Here is a 15,083-nt window from a genome sequence, read left to right on the forward strand (position 1 = left end):
CGAGGAAACGAGATGGGATGTTATAGAGGAATACCTGTCCGCCTGGATAGGGAAAAGCTATTTGAACAAATGCATATCCGTAAAGAGCTCTGGAATTTTAATGAGTATGAGAAAGCTTATGATGAGCTGGCAGAAGAACTCCCAAGACTCGTCGAGACTCGGGGAATTTACAAGCTCATTCCCAATGAAATAGGGCCGCTGATCCACAAAGATCTTACAGGCCTCAGCCATCTTGTATGCAGTATGGTTACGCTCGGTCCAGGGATTAGCGAACGCTGTACAGCCTATTTTATGGAAAAAGAGTATTTGAAGGGCCTGATGATTGACAGTATTGCCGATCAGGTTCTATTTGATCTGTCAAATGATTTTTACCAAATTATTCGAGAGGATATCTGTAAACGGAGAGGATTTGGACTGACCGTCCGCTTTGCTCCAGATGACCAGTTGATCCCAATCCATTTTCAAAAGGAGATTTTAGAGATTGTAGATGGCCGGAGCCAGATGGCGGTAAATATTACAGAAGGCTATATGTACAATCCCATAAAGACATTGGGGTACGTATATGGGGCAGACCGTGAAATCTGTACTGCTGAGATTGATCATGACTGCCGCCTCTGTTCGAATATTGACTGTGAGTTTCGAAAAACAGAAAGACGCTCGGCATAATTTAGTATACGCTGAAACAACGTATGCCTCTAAAAAGTTTAAAAAGCCCATAATCCGGGCTTTTTTATTTTTAGCAAAATCTTAAGAATACAGAAATTAATTTGTCAAAAATCTACCTAAATAAAATAATAATTTACAATTCAATTTTTGAAAAAGGATATATAATTGAATAAAACATTTATTGTACTTAATCTAATAAATGTTCTTTTCTAACGGAGGAGTAGGTAATCAATATGACAAAGCTAATGGTAATTGGTGGATTTCTAGGCGCCGGAAAGACAACGGCAATGATTGAAGCGGCGAAAACACTTAAAAAAATTGGAAATACAGTAGGTCTCATTACCAATGACCAGACGGATTATCTGGTGGATACCCAGTATGTTGAGTATCATGATCTGGAGGTCACAGAGCTGACAGGGAGCTGCTTTTGCTGTAATTATCCAGGCTTCGCAGAACGCGTGAATACAATGCGCCAGGAGGACTTTATCCTGGCAGAGCCAGTCGGCAGCTGTACAGATTTGGTTTCGACGATTATGAAACCTTCTAAAGAGGGAAAAGCTGGTGAACTGGATGTGCTGCCGCTTTCCGTTTTGGTTGAGCCCGGACGTCTGAAGGATTTTATGGAAGATAATACCAATGCTTTCTCAGAAGGTGTGTATTATATTATGGACAAGCAAATGGAGGAGGCCGATTTTATTGTTTTAAATAAAGTCGACACACTCGATACTGGAGAGAAAGAAAAACTGGTCAGCTTTTTAAATGAAAAATATCCGGCGGGAAGAGTAATGGAAATTTCTGCAAAAGAGGGAAAAGGTGTTGAAACTTGGCTTTTGGCAGTCCTTTCAGCAGATATTGCCGCTTCAAACGCGAAAAAAATGGAGGTTGTTTATGAAACCTACGGCAATGCCGAGGCTGAAATGGGCTGGTTGAATGCCAAGGCTGAAATAAATGCCAGAGACACCGTGAACGGCGATGCGCTGATGAGTGCTCTCGGTGAAGCCCTGAAGGAAGCCGTAGCAGAGGAAGGAGGCGAAATCGGCCATCTGAAGCTCTATTTAGATACAGGTAAGGGGGCCTCAAAGCTCAGCTGTGTGGGGGTTCGGCGGCCGGTTGAATTAGATCATACTTTAGGCCAGGAAGTGAAAAAAGGACACATGACCATTAATCTGAGAGCGGCTGTCGATCCTGCACTGCTTGAAAAACACACCAATGAAAAAATTGAAGCGCTGGGCGAAAGCCTTGGGTTCAATGTTGAAAATCTGGTTATAGAGGCTTTCCGGCCGGGATTCCCGAATCCAACTTACCGGATGTAAAGCCTTTACAAAAAAATAAGGAAAATTTACCAAAAAAGAAGGCTGATTTCGTATACATGTGCGGCTTCGGTCTCTTTTTCGTGGAGATTTTCCCAAAAATACTAGGGCACCTACAATCATTTTTTTCTTTAAAACGATATACTTAACACAAGATAAAACAAATGAACCACTGTGAGTAAAACAATTTTGGAGGAAAAAATGGGTAAAGAACTTTTATTAAAAACATTGAGACATGAACAGACAGACAATGTGCCGTTCGTGCCGTTCAGCGGTGTGCACGCAGGATCCTTAAAAGGCTATACAGCCAGAGAAGTGCTGACAGACGGTGATAAGTTATATGAATCATTGATGGAGGTTCATAAACTGTATACGCCGGATGGTATGCCGATTATTTTTGATTTACAGATTGAGGCCGAAATTTTAGGCTGCGAGCTGCTGTGGGCAGAGGATAATCCGCCTTCTGTTATGAGCCATCCATTTGCCGGCGATCCTAAGGTGCCGTGCAAATGCAAAATTCCCAAGAAAACTGATGGACGTATCCCGATGGTGCTGGATGTTATGCGCCGCGTAAAAGAATCTGTAGGTGATGATACCGCTTTATATGGCCTGATCTGTGGTCCGGTTACCCTGGCCTCACACATCCGCGGCAGCGAATTCTTTATGGATATTATCATGTATCCAGATTATGTTAAAGAACTGGTTGCTTTCTGCACAGAGGTCTGCAATGCGATGACTGACTATTATGTAGAAGCAGGAATGGATGTCATTGCTCTCGTCGACCCGATTATCAGTCAGATTTCACCAAAGTCCATTGAAGATCTGTTTATGGATCAGTTCAAAGCTGCGTTTGATTATATCCGCAGTAAAGGCGCTCTTGGCTGTTTCTTTGTCTGTGGCGACGCAACCATTCAGATGGATGTTATGTGCCGGACAAATCCAGACGGCATTTCCATCGACGAAAATGTTAATATCAATGAAGCCAAAAAGATTACAGACCAGTACAATATTGCAATCGGCGGAAACATCCCACTGACAACAACCATGCTGTTCGGGACACAACAGGATAATATGAAATATGTTGTCGATATGTTAGACAACATTGACCATCACAACCTGATCGTGAGCCCGGGCTGCGATATGCCATACAATGTGCCTATGGAAAACACCATCGCATGTGTGCAGGCTGTCAAGCACACCGATGAAGTCCGCGAAATGGTTAAAAACTACGAAGCGGTCGATACGCTCGGTGATGTAGAGCTGCCAGACTATGAAAATCTGGACAAACCTTTCATCGAAGTTTTTACCCTCGACCCGGTTCAGTGCGCTGCCTGCACATACATGGAAAAAGCAGCGATGCTGGCCAGAGAAGAGTTTGGCGACGCAGTTGATATTGCCGTTTACAAATATTGTATTAAAGAAGATATTGCGCGTACACAGAAGATGGGAGTACAGCATCTGCCTTCCATCTACATCAACGGACAGCTGGTATGGTCTTCCATTATTCCAAGCCGTCAGGAAATTGTAGATGAAGTGAAAAAATATTTATAGAAAATAACACCAGGGTGGGTGCCTCAGGTTACCCACCCTGTTTTCAATGGAGGGAAAAATGAAGCTAGTACTTTTAACTGGTTTTTTAGGATCTGGCAAAACAACTTTTTTAACTAATCTGTTAAAAAGCTTTAAGGACGTCAAAATTGGGATTTTAATGAATGAGTTTGGAGAAAAAAGTATTGATGGTGAACTCATTAAAGGTGATGGTTTTGATCTTCTTGAACTGACAGGCGGTTCAGTTTTCTGCGCTTGTTTAAAGGAAAATTATATTAAAGGGCTGGCAAGCTTTCTGGATTATGATTTAGAATATGTTTTTGTGGAGTCATCCGGTGTAGCCGATCCCTCAAACATGGGTACCATATTGGAGACTGTTACCTTAATCAGTGGAAAAGCTTATGATTACCTTGGAGCCATCTGTATTGTGGATGGCCTGTATTTTCTGGAGCAGTATGATCTGATTCCCGCGCTGCATAAGCAGCTGGTCTATAGCAACGCAGTGATTATCAATAAAACAGATTTGCAGAGCGAAGACCGCTTAAGCCAAATTGAGGAAAAGATAAAGGAAGTAAACAGCGGGACGCAGATATACAGAGCGGCTTTCTGTGAGGTTTTCATGGAAGAAATACTTGCGGAAATGAACGGAGAGCAGCCAGCTCCAGTTGAGACAACCAACACCTGGGAATCTCGGCCTAAAACAAGTGTCCTGCGTTCAGATGAGCCTTTGGATTATCAGAAATTTGGCGCTTTTCTACACGACATCAAAAAATATGCTTACCGGATTAAGGGTTTTGTAAAAACCAACGCCGGCGATTTTGAGGTCAGCTGCGTCAATGAATTTGCAGTCATGAATCCATGGAAAAAAGAGCTTGACCAGACAGAAATCGTCATTATTTCTTCGGTGGGCATTAAAATCATCAGTGAGGTACTGGCAGCCTGGAAAAAGTTTTTAGGCGATGTGCCGATGGAATTCAGATAGGAATAAAAAATGAGTACGATTTATCAGGTTTCAACTTTTGAGGCTTTTAAAAATCGTGGTTTTGACGGCTGCGGAAGTGTTAAGGAACTCCTTAAGCATGGCGATATCGGCTTTGGGACCTACCATGCCCTGGATGGAGAGATGATTGTCCTGGAGGGAGTGCCCTACAAAGCAGACGGCGACTGCCGCGTTAAGATAGCGGATGAGAATGACCGGACACCCTTTGCCACAATTTCAGATTTTAAACCAGATACTTATATTGAAATGGGCGAATTTACCAGTATAAGTGACCTGTGCAGACAGCTGGACGAGCAGCAGAGATATCAAATTCATGAGCGCTGCTTTATCGGGCGTCTCGATGGATGCTTTAAGGAAATTGAAGTCCACAGTGTCTGGCCGGTGGAAAGCCCCTATGAGGCGCTTGATGAGATTGTCGGGCGGCAGAAATGTGTGACACTTCAAGGAATTACTGGAACTCTTGTCGGAGTCCGTTGCCCAGAGTGGGCAGAAGGAAAAAACTTCGTCGGATGGCATTTTCATTTTTTATCAAAGGATCACAAATGGGGCGGCCATGTGAACCAGATAAGCGGAGGTCAGCTCACTGGACGCTTTAAAAGCTGTAATCAAATCGAGTGCGTAGAACATCAATGAGCGGCTTGAAATTCCCCTTCAAATATGATATAATAATAAAATATAAAAGTTTTAAATGATAAGGATACAATAATGTATTTTAGTTTATTGCTTAAAAAATAAAAATATCGGGTTTTGCTCGGTATTTTTATTTTTTGCGGCCGAATATGGTGTGTACAAAAAGTGCATGCCGCTCAATTTTTTGCCACAGCATAAAGAATACAGATTGTATCCTTTTGTTTTGCCTGTGTGAATATAGATAAAACATAAAAATAAGTTGGAGGAAAAATGAAAAAAGAACCTAAGTATGAAAACGTGCGGGATTTTTTTAAGAAAAAAGACATTGAGTTTTCCGCTCAGCGCTATTTGATCGATGCGCTGAAATACATGGCTTTTGGTTTGTTCGGCACACTGCTGATGGGCAGTATCCTGAACCAGGTCGGAATATTATTTCACATTCCCTTTTTAAATGAGACCTTGTGGCCCGCGGCCCAGGCCATGACAGGGCCAGCCATTGCGGTCGCTGTCGCTTTTGGTCTCAATGCGCCACCGCTTGTCTTATTTTCCATTACTGTGGCAGGTTTTCTTGGCAACGCCCAGGGCGGGCCGGCGGGTGCTCTGATCGCGGCGGTTATCGGCGCGGAGTTTGGCAAGGCTGTATCAGGGGAGACAAAGGTGGATATTTTAGTAACTCCCTTTGTGACCATGCTCATTGGCTCACTTGTCGCTGTAGTGGTTGGCCCGCCCATCGGTGCTTTTATGACAGCCCTTGGAAATGTGATCATGTGGGCGACAGAGCAGCAGCCAATCATCATGGGCATTGTTATCTCAGTGGTCGTTGGGGTGGTACTCACACTGCCGATTTCCAGCGCAGCGCTGTGTATTATGCTGAACCTCTCTGGGATAGCAGCTGGAGCGGCGACTGTGGGCTGCTGCTGCCAGATGGTCGGTTTCGCGGTTCAGAGCTATAAGGAAAACGGGATCGGTGGATTAGCGGCTCAGGGACTGGGGACTTCCATGATCCAAGTGCCCAATATTATAAAAAACTGGAGAATATGGATACCGCCCACTGCGGCGTCAGCGGTATTAGGGCCGCTGGCAACCACTGTGTTCCAGATGCAGAATACGCCGGTGGCTGCGGGAATGGGAACCTGCGGCCTTGTCGGACAGATTGGCACGGTTATGGCCATGACAGAGGCTGGCCAGCCGATGATACAGATTGTGCTGGGAATTGGCCTGCTTCAGATTATTCTGCCGGCAGCTGTGACGATGATTTTTTATAAGCTTTGCGCCAGAGCGGGCTGGATTAAAGCCGGCGATATGAAACTGGACTTATAAACCACTGGCATCATTAAGGTTTTAGGGTTATAATGAGTTTCGTTAAAGTTTAAGAATGGAGCGGCAATATGACAAAAGATGCGCGGAGGCGTTTTTTACTGAGGGTTGTGTTTATATTTTATATTGGTTTTCTGGCAATGGTCACGCTCCTGCCGACATCAAACATTGTGTATGAATCCAGCTATAACCTGCTTCCGCTTACCAATATTGATAATTATATTTATGATATTGCGCACAGCGGGATCATAAATTGGGAGTTTTTAGCCACTAAGCCGACAGATGCGGTGAGTATTTTGTACAATACCTTTACCTACTCCTTTCGGAATCTGGCAGGAAATATTGCACTTTTTATTCCTTTGGGGTTATTATACCCGCTCTGTAAAAAAAGACGGGTGAGCTTTCCCCATATATTGATTGTGACAGCCGGAGCCACAGCCTTGATCGAATTGCTCCAATTTGCTTTTCTGTCAAGCCGCAGTGCGGATGTGGATGATCTGATACTGAATTTTATCGGTGGTATGATCGGCTATCTGATCTATAAATGGATTGAATGACGGAGGGTATATGGCGAAAATAAAAAAGAAATTTGTGTGCCAGAACTGCGGGTACAGCACGCCTAAATGGATGGGGCGCTGTACAGAATGTGGCGAATGGAACTCCTTTGTTGAGGAGCTGGATATGCCCACTGAGCAGGGAAAGAAGAATACCCTTGAACGGGTGGTGTACACAAAACCCAAGCGTATTGAAGAAATTATTCCTCAGAAAGAGGATCGTTTTAAAACGAAGAATAAGGAGCTCGACCGCGTCCTCGGCGGCGGCATTGTGCCTGGAGGCGTTATCCTTCTAGGAGGTGACCCGGGAATTGGAAAGTCAACCATTTTGCTGCAGACGACGGAAAATCTTGGAAGCCAGGGGCTTAAAATCCTGTATATTTCAGGTGAGGAGTCCGAGCAGCAGCTCAAAATGCGCGCAGTCCGGATGAAGGTGAAATCCCAGAATATTTTTTTTCTGTCTGAGATTAACGTGCCCTATATCGTAGATACTATTTTGCATGAAAAGCCCGATCTGGTCATTATTGACTCGATTCAGACAATGTACAGTCCTACAATTACCTCAGCGCCCGGAAGCGTCAGCCAGATAAGGGAGAACGCTAACGCGTTGATGCAGATTGCCAAAAAAGACAATATTTCGATGATTCTGGTCGGACATGTGACCAAGGAAGGCAATATTGCCGGTCCCCGTGTGTTAGAACATATGGTTGATACGGTTTTGTATTTTGAGGGTGAAAAGTACCATACCTACCGGATACTCAGAGGGGTCAAAAACCGTTTTGGCTCAACCAATGAGATCGGTATTTTCGAAATGGCGCAGGATGGCCTGCACGAGGTGGCAAATCCCTCTGAAATGATGCTGTCGAGCCGGCCGAAAAATACCTGTGGCTCTGTGGTAGTGCCCTGCATGGAGGGGACACGTCCGCTTTTAATCGAGCTTCAGGGGCTCGTATCACAGACAAGCTTCGGTAACCCAAGGCGTATGGCCACCGGAATGGACTATAACCGTATGGTGCTGCTCCTGGCCATTATGGAAAAAAGGCTGGGATTACAGCTTCAAAATCTTGATGCGTATATCAATGTGGTCGGGGGTATGAAGATAGATGAGCCGGCTCTTGATCTGGCCGTTGTGTCTGTGCTATACTCAAGCTTCAGGAATTTTGAAATTCCAGAGGATATGATGATTATCGGCGAGGTAGGCCTGACTGGTGAGGTCAGAAATATACAGCATATTGAAAAGCGCCTTAAAGAAGGCGCGAAGCTTGGCTTTAAGCGCTGTATCATGCCAAAGGGCAATGCCCGGGGCCTGGAAAATACAGGGCTGGAGCTTCTGCCAGTCGATAATATATCTAAGGCCTTAAATATATTGAAATAGAAATGGAATAAAATGGAATGCTGAAATTCGGATAATGTCAATTAGTTTTTGTAGTCTTTTTTAGCAATCCCTCAACAAAAATTTATCCTTTTCAATTCTAATAATTACAGATATAATGAAATTAATCCTGAGATGTACGTTACAACCTTATTTTTGAACCTACACTTATTTATAGGGAGTCCGGATGTTCTCTATGCAATGTTAAGCCTCCTTTGAGTGGAAAACAGACCCTTAGAGACAGGGCACCCACCTAGCATCCGCTAGGCGTCAAAAATGGTGGACGGCATATTCGGGATTTAGCACCTTCGGGTGCTTTTTTCATGTTACGACCGAATAAAGGTTCTTGAATTAACAGGAGTGAATTGATACAATAAACAAATACGAAAAAACAGGAGGCTTGACGTGTTTGAGTATATAAAAGGCAATTATGAGGAACAGGCGTCAGACTACATCGTTGTGGACCATCAGGGTATGGGATATCGGATCAATGTTTCCGCAAACACGATGTCTGAGCTTCCAAAATTACACAAGGAAGTAAAGGTCTATATCCATCCGGCGTTTAAGGAAGATGATGTAACGCTCTATGGCTTCTCGTCAAAAGAAGAACGTGAGATTTTCAGAACAATTATCACTATTTCCGGCATCGGGCCAAAGGCAGCGATGGGGCTGTTATCACAGTTTACCAGAGATGAGCTGATTCGCTATATTGTCAACGAGGATGCCAAGGCGATCTCTCGCGCGCCGGGAATCGGACAGAAGACTGCGAATCGGATTATTCTGGAGCTTAAGGATAAGTACAAGAATTTTGCATTTACGGATTCAGCAGAACCGGGCGCCATCGAAAATCTCAGAGAGACGGACAACCTCTTTAATGAGGCGGTTAACGGGCTGCTGGGATTGGGCTATGGCTATGCCGAGGCATCAGAGCTGGTCGAAAAAATTATTCAGCCGGGAATGAGCATTGAGGATATTCTGAAAAATGCGCTGATGTCTGCAAATCCCCTTGGACGGTAGGTGAATAAAAAATGAAGGATCGTATAGTGACAAGCGGTTTTACAGAAACCGACATTGATATTGAGAGAAGTTTAAGGCCCCAGCGGCTGGAGGATTATATAGGGCAGGACCGTGTTAAGCGCCAGATGGCGATCTTTATACAGGCAGCCCAGAAGCGGAACGAACCGCTGGACCATGTTCTCCTTTACGGGCCACCAGGGCTTGGAAAGACGACTTTGGCCAATATTATTGCCCAGGAAATGGGAACGAATATAAAGACCACCTCCGGGCCAGCCATTGAAAAGCCGGGAGATCTGGCCGCCATTTTGACCAGCCTTAAAGAAGGTGATGTCCTGTTTATTGATGAAATCCACAGGTTGCAGCGAAGTGTGGAGGAGGTACTCTACCCGGCGATGGAGGACTTTGTTCTGGATATTATTATCGGAAAGGGACCCAGCGCGAAATCCATTCGTCTTGACCTGCCCAAGTTTACGCTGGTCGGAGCCACGACACGGGCCGGCCTGCTGACGGCTCCGCTGCGGGACCGCTTTGGTGTGGTTCAGCGGCTGGAGCTTTACAACCAGGTTGAGCTGGCAACTATTATCAGCCGTTCAGCGGAGATATTGTCTGTCAATTTGGATGAAAAGGGTGCAGAGGAGCTGTCAGTGCGTTCACGTGGAACGCCGCGTATTGCCAACCGTCTGTTGAAGAGGGTGCGCGACTTTGCCGAAATTGAGGGAAAAGGCGTTATCGATCTGGAGACAGCCAGAACAGCTTTGGAACTCTTTGAAGTGGACGCCAAGGGTTTAGATGAAATTGACCGGATCATGCTGACGACCATCGTTGAGAAATTTGACGGAGGCCCTGTAGGGATCGACACACTGGCGGCGGCCATTGGCGAGGAGCGCAATACCATCGAAGAGGTTTACGAACCTTATCTGATTCAGCTCGGTTATCTGGCCAGAACCCCAAGGGGACGCGTGATCACCTCAGGCGGCTACAGGCATCTGGGACTTGAGCCGGCAGTGCTGCAGGAACAGGTGAAATTGGATTTAGAATAGAGGAATCAATTTGGAAACACTAACGACAAAGGATTTTTATTATGACCTTCCTGAAGAGCTTATTGCTCAGACGCCGGAAAAGAAAAGGGACGCGTCGAGACTGATGGTGCTCAACCGTATGAAGGGAAGTATTCAGGACCGTCATTTTCACGATATTATCGATTATTTAAATGAGGATGACTTGCTGGTTATGAATAATACAAAAGTGCTGCCAGCGCGGATTTTCGGTAAAAAAGAAGAAACCGGAGGCAAGGTTGAGCTGCTGCTTCTTAAACGGCTGGATGATAAAACATGGGAAACCATGGTAAAGCCAGGGAAAAAGGCAATGCCCGGCACGCGCCTGGTCTTTGGGGACAAGCTTAAGGGTGAGATTAAAGATAAGATAGAGAGCGGCCTCAGAATCATTGAATTTGAATATGATGGCATCTTTGAGGAGATTATCGGGGAACTAGGAACCATGCCTCTTCCGCCGTATATCCATGAGGTTTTAGAGGATCAGGACCGCTATCAGACAGTTTACGCCAAGTACACAGGTTCCGCCGCCGCACCAACTGCTGGTCTGCATTTTACAGAGGAGCTGCTGGATGCGCTCCGCAGAAAAGGCATCAGGACTGCTGAGGTTACACTGCATGTGGGGATCGGGACCTTTCGTCCTGTAAAATGTGATAATATACTGGATCACCATATGCATGAGGAAACCTACCAGGTGCCCAAAGAAACGGAAAAACTCATCGAGGAAACCCGAAAAAAGGGCGGTCGAGTCATTGCTGTCGGCACGACGTCTGTCAGAACGCTGGAGAGCGCCGCAGCCCGATTTGGCGGCAAGGTTCAGGCGTGCGAGGGATCAACGGATATTTTTATCTATCCAGGTTACAAGTGGCAGGTGATTGATGCGTTGATTACGAATTTTCATCTGCCGGAATCCACACTGCTGATGCTGGTATCCTCTTTTTACAACCGTGAAGCGGTCTTGAAGGCCTATCAGCACGCTATTGACGCGCGTTACCGTTTTTTTAGCTTTGGTGACGCCATGTTTATTTATTAGGAGAAAAACTGAATGTTCAGATACGAATTAATCAAAGAAGATAAACACACCGGGGCCCGGCTTGGTAAAATCCATACCAGCCACGGTGTCATCAATACACCGATTTTTATGCCGGTTGGAACACAGGCGACGGTTAAGTCTATGACCAGTGAGGATCTGGAGGAGATGGATGCCAATATCATTCTTGGCAATACCTACCACCTTTACCTGCGGCCTGGACAAGAAATTATGGAGAAGGCAGGGGGGCTGCATAAATTTATGCACTGGGACCGCCCGATCCTCACAGACAGCGGCGGATTCCAAGTTTTTTCCTTAAATGATTTAAGAAAAATTACAGAAGAAGGTGTGGAGTTTTGTTCACATTTAGACGGTTCCCGGCACTTTATGTCTCCGGAAAAATCCATTGATATGCAGAACACGATCGGTGCGGATATCATTATGTGCTTTGATGAGTGTGCCCCGGCAGATGCGGATTATGAGTACACCAAAAAATCCATGGAAATGACCACCCGCTGGGCAAAGCGCTGTAAGGATGCCCACAGGCGTCCGGATGATCAGGCGCTTTTTGGTATCGTGCAGGGCGGTATGTATGAGGACCTCCGGGCAGAAAGCGTGAGAGGGCTGACTGAAATTGATTTTCCGGGCTATTCCATCGGCGGTTTGAGCGTTGGGGAGTCCAAAGATACCATGTACCGGATTCTTGATGCGACAGTTCCGCTTTTACCAAAAGACAAGCCGCGTTACCTTATGGGAGTCGGCTCAGTGGATGCACTTTTGGAAGGTGTAATCCGCGGTGTCGATATGTTTGACTGTGTGCTCCAGACCCGTATCGCAAGAAACGGAACGGCCATGACCAGTCAGGGAAAAGTGGTCGTGCGCAACGCGACCTACAAGGAAGATTTTACGCCATTAGACCCGGAATGTGATTGTTTCGTTTGTCGAAATTATACAAGGGCTTACTTACGCCATTTGGTAAAATGCAATGAAATTTTGGGCGCAAGGTTATTGACATATCACAATTTATACTTTACACTTAAGCTTATGGAAAAGGTACGGAATGCTATTATGGAAGACAATCTTTTAGCGTTCAAGGAAAGTTTTTTTCAAAAATACGGAATATAACATTAAGGAGAATTTAGAATGCAGAATGGTTTAGTGACTTTTCTTCCGCTGATCCTGCTCGTTGTTTTCTTTTATTTCTTTATTATGCGTCCACAGAATAAGCAGAAAAAAGAAATACAGGCAATGCGGGACAACATGAAGCCAGGGGATGAAATTTTGACAATTGGTGGTTTTTATGGGATAATTTATGCAATCGATGATGAAAATATCGTCCTCGAAATGCTTCCGGATTTCCATAAGGCAATGATCGTTAAAAGTGCTGTTTCAAAGGTAATCAAACGTGAAGAGACGGAAGATGATACCGAGGAAGAAACAACCGAATCTGTTTCAGAACCTGAAACCATTGAAGAAGTACAGGAAACTCAGGATTACAATGACAGCCCTGTAGAGGACGCTGAATTTGAAGATGTGACCGATGAAAATGTTGAAGTTGGCGAAGAAGTCGATGAAGACAAAAAATAAAACTGCATAAAGGAGCGTGAATGAGATGAAACACATCACAATCGTTAAAAAAGGTACTTTAGCTGATGTTAAAAACAAAGGCTGCGGTGAATGCCAGACTTCCTGCCAGTCTGCCTGCAAAACTTCCTGCACAGTGGGAAACCAGCAGTGTAAACAATCTAAATAATTATGAGTTTGCGAAAAAGCAGTAACAGTGTTTACTGCTTTTTCTTTGCATAAAATTTTGGAAAAGAAAGTTAAGAAAGAAGATAATCATGATACATAAGTTTTATTTAAATGGTCTCTACATCGTTTTGGATGTCAACAGCGGCACCGTGCTGACAGTGGACGAGATGACCTATGAAGTTCTGGACGATTATAAAGAAATGTGCCGGGACCAGATCGTTGAAAAGCTGAAGCGTAAGTATCCGGAGGAGGAGCTTCTGGAGGTTATTCTGGAGCTTGAAATGCTTGAAGAACAGAAAATGATTTTTACGAAAAACGACTATGACCCGGATGTCTACAAAAATCACGATCTGGTCAAAGCCCTCTGCCTCCATGTCGCCCATGACTGCAATCTGAAATGCAACTACTGCTTTGCTTCCCAGGGGGATTTTAACGGCGAAAAGCTGCTGATGCCTCTGGAAGTCGGAAAGAAAGCCATTGACTTCATCATTGAACAGTCAAAAGACCGCCAGAACCTGGAAGTTGATTTCTTTGGCGGTGAGCCGCTCATGAATTTTGATGTGGTTAAAGAGCTGGTGGACTATGCCAGAAGTAAGGAAGAAAGTTATCACAAGAAATTTAAATTTACAATCACCACCAACGGTGTGCTTTTAGACGATGAAAATATGGCTTATATCGACGAAAATATGGACAATGTGGTTTTGAGCCTTGATGGAAGAAAATGCGTGAATGACAATATGCGAAGAACAGTCAATGACAAGGGCTCCTTCGACATCATCATTGACAAAATCAAGAAGATGGCGGCCATGCGCGAGGGTAAAAAGGATTACTATGTCCGCGGCACCTATACCAAGCATAATCTGGACTTCGGCGAGGATGTGAATTTCCTGGCGGAGGAAGGCTTTAGAAGCATTTCTGTGGAGCCTGTCGTTGCAGAGGAAGAGCACGATTACGCAATTTTGAGAGAAGACGTCGACCAGATTCTGGCAGAATATGATAAACTGGCTCTGGATTATCTCAACCGCCATGAAAAAGGCCTGGATTATAATTTTTTCCATTTTAATATTGACTTGAGCAATGGTCCATGTGTCTATAAACGCCTGTCGGGCTGCGGAGCCGGCCGTGACTACGTCGCGGTGACACCTGAAGGGGATATCTATCCCTGCCACCAGTTTGTCGGCAATGAGGAATTTAAGATGGGAACAGTGGATGAAGGCATTCAGCACCCCGAAATCAAGGACGAATTCGGTAAGGCAAATCTCCTGCAAAAAGAAAAATGCCAGAGCTGCTGGTGTAAATATTTCTGCGGTGGAGGCTGTCACGCAAACGCCTATAACTTCAACCATACTGTGATGGAACCCTACGATGTCGCCTGTGAGATTGAACGCCGCCGGGTGGAAAACGCCATTATGATCAACATTCTTGAAGGAAATGTCTGACAATAAAATAGTTGAGTAACAAAAAACCTCCATTCCATTTGATGGAGGTTTTTTTATGAAACAAGACAATAGTGGTGGAGAAAACTTAAGAATTCTATTTTTGAAAGCGTTAAACACTTGAAAAAAAATCGGTGATGGATATAATGTGTTTCGTAAATAGGAATTGCAAATCTAATCGCTGTGGAAAAGCAGACGAAATACGAGCGAAAGCTGAAAGGAGATAATCAGATGTTGTATCGAACTGTAGTTGACCACACCGTGCCTGGTATGGGAAATGATAGCGAAGCAGATGTTCGCTTGAAAATTGCGAGCACCATGATTGATCGTGATTATCCGGTTGCAGAGATAGCGAAGATCACAGGTCTGTCCATCGATGACGTTGAAGAATTAAAGTGA

Annotated in this window: 16 protein-coding genes and 1 other RNA gene; all 17 read left to right on the forward strand. The window is 44.7% G+C overall.

All coding sequences use genetic code 11. The annotated features are described in order from the left end of the window. The first annotated feature begins 12 nt into the window (after positions 1 to 12). The gene (locus FYJ53_RS03865; protein WP_013381928.1) at positions 13 to 666 is read left to right on the forward strand and encodes a hypothetical protein; all 654 of its coding nucleotides are present in this window, start codon (positions 13 to 15) and stop codon (positions 664 to 666) included. A gap of 233 nt (positions 667 to 899) precedes the next feature. Further along, entirely contained in the window at positions 900 to 1,979 is a 1,080-nt protein-coding gene (locus FYJ53_RS03870) for a GTP-binding protein (RefSeq protein WP_013381927.1), read from the forward strand. Positions 1,980 to 2,177: 198 nt separating this feature from the next. Continuing rightward, the gene (locus tag FYJ53_RS03875) at positions 2,178 to 3,527 is read left to right on the forward strand and encodes a uroporphyrinogen decarboxylase family protein (protein WP_013381926.1); all 1,350 of its coding nucleotides are present in this window, start codon (positions 2,178 to 2,180) and stop codon (positions 3,525 to 3,527) included. A 58-nt stretch (positions 3,528 to 3,585) separates the two neighbouring features. After that, entirely contained in the window at positions 3,586 to 4,506 is a 921-nt protein-coding gene (locus tag FYJ53_RS03880; RefSeq protein WP_154557004.1) for a GTP-binding protein, read from the forward strand. 9 nt (positions 4,507 to 4,515) lie between these two features. Further along, positions 4,516 to 5,157: an acetolactate decarboxylase gene (locus FYJ53_RS03885; protein ID WP_073381897.1), complete on the forward strand. Its 642-nt coding sequence runs from the start codon at positions 4,516 to 4,518 to the stop codon at positions 5,155 to 5,157. A 267-nt stretch (positions 5,158 to 5,424) separates the two neighbouring features. After that, positions 5,425 to 6,474 carry a PTS transporter subunit IIC gene (locus FYJ53_RS03890; RefSeq protein WP_013381923.1) on the forward strand — a complete coding sequence of 350 codons (1,050 nt, stop codon included), beginning with the start codon at positions 5,425 to 5,427 and terminating at the stop codon, positions 6,472 to 6,474. A gap of 68 nt (positions 6,475 to 6,542) precedes the next feature. Further along, positions 6,543 to 7,028, forward strand: coding sequence for a VanZ family protein (locus tag FYJ53_RS03895; protein WP_013381922.1), 486 nt, complete (start codon positions 6,543 to 6,545; stop codon positions 7,026 to 7,028). Positions 7,029 to 7,038: 10 nt separating this feature from the next. Further along, positions 7,039 to 8,400, forward strand: a complete 1,362-nt coding sequence (gene radA / locus FYJ53_RS03900) for a DNA repair protein RadA (RefSeq protein ID WP_154557005.1) — start codon at positions 7,039 to 7,041, stop codon at positions 8,398 to 8,400. Positions 8,401 to 8,521: 121 nt separating this feature from the next. Beyond that, positions 8,522 to 8,700, forward strand: a non-coding RNA gene (gene ssrS, locus FYJ53_RS03905) — 6S RNA. Between the two features lie 102 nt (positions 8,701 to 8,802). Further along, positions 8,803 to 9,414: a Holliday junction branch migration protein RuvA gene (ruvA, locus tag FYJ53_RS03910; protein ID WP_013381920.1), complete on the forward strand. Its 612-nt coding sequence runs from the start codon at positions 8,803 to 8,805 to the stop codon at positions 9,412 to 9,414. An 11-nt stretch (positions 9,415 to 9,425) separates the two neighbouring features. Then, entirely contained in the window at positions 9,426 to 10,454 is a 1,029-nt protein-coding gene (gene ruvB, locus FYJ53_RS03915) for a Holliday junction branch migration DNA helicase RuvB (RefSeq protein ID WP_013381919.1), read from the forward strand. 10 nt (positions 10,455 to 10,464) lie between these two features. Then, positions 10,465 to 11,499: a tRNA preQ1(34) S-adenosylmethionine ribosyltransferase-isomerase QueA gene (gene queA / locus FYJ53_RS03920; protein WP_090413185.1), complete on the forward strand. Its 1,035-nt coding sequence runs from the start codon at positions 10,465 to 10,467 to the stop codon at positions 11,497 to 11,499. A 12-nt stretch (positions 11,500 to 11,511) separates the two neighbouring features. Further along, positions 11,512 to 12,621: a tRNA guanosine(34) transglycosylase Tgt gene (tgt, locus tag FYJ53_RS03925; RefSeq protein WP_013381917.1), complete on the forward strand. Its 1,110-nt coding sequence runs from the start codon at positions 11,512 to 11,514 to the stop codon at positions 12,619 to 12,621. Positions 12,622 to 12,639: 18 nt separating this feature from the next. Further along, positions 12,640 to 13,083, forward strand: a complete 444-nt coding sequence (gene yajC / locus FYJ53_RS03930) for a preprotein translocase subunit YajC (protein WP_013381916.1) — start codon at positions 12,640 to 12,642, stop codon at positions 13,081 to 13,083. 25 nt (positions 13,084 to 13,108) lie between these two features. Beyond that, positions 13,109 to 13,249 carry a six-cysteine ranthipeptide SCIFF gene (gene scfA / locus FYJ53_RS03935; protein ID WP_013381915.1) on the forward strand — a complete coding sequence of 47 codons (141 nt, stop codon included), beginning with the start codon at positions 13,109 to 13,111 and terminating at the stop codon, positions 13,247 to 13,249. 88 nt (positions 13,250 to 13,337) lie between these two features. Then, positions 13,338 to 14,687: a thioether cross-link-forming SCIFF peptide maturase gene (gene scfB, locus FYJ53_RS03940; protein WP_090413187.1), complete on the forward strand. Its 1,350-nt coding sequence runs from the start codon at positions 13,338 to 13,340 to the stop codon at positions 14,685 to 14,687. A gap of 228 nt (positions 14,688 to 14,915) precedes the next feature. Then, positions 14,916 to 15,083 carry a hypothetical protein gene (locus FYJ53_RS03945; protein ID WP_013381913.1) on the forward strand — a complete coding sequence of 56 codons (168 nt, stop codon included), beginning with the start codon at positions 14,916 to 14,918 and terminating at the stop codon, positions 15,081 to 15,083.

This window comes from Eubacterium sp. BL-380-WT-2B (assembly GCF_009696115.1).
Taxonomy (GTDB): Bacteria; Bacillota; Clostridia; order Eubacteriales; family Eubacteriaceae; genus Eubacterium; species Eubacterium callanderi.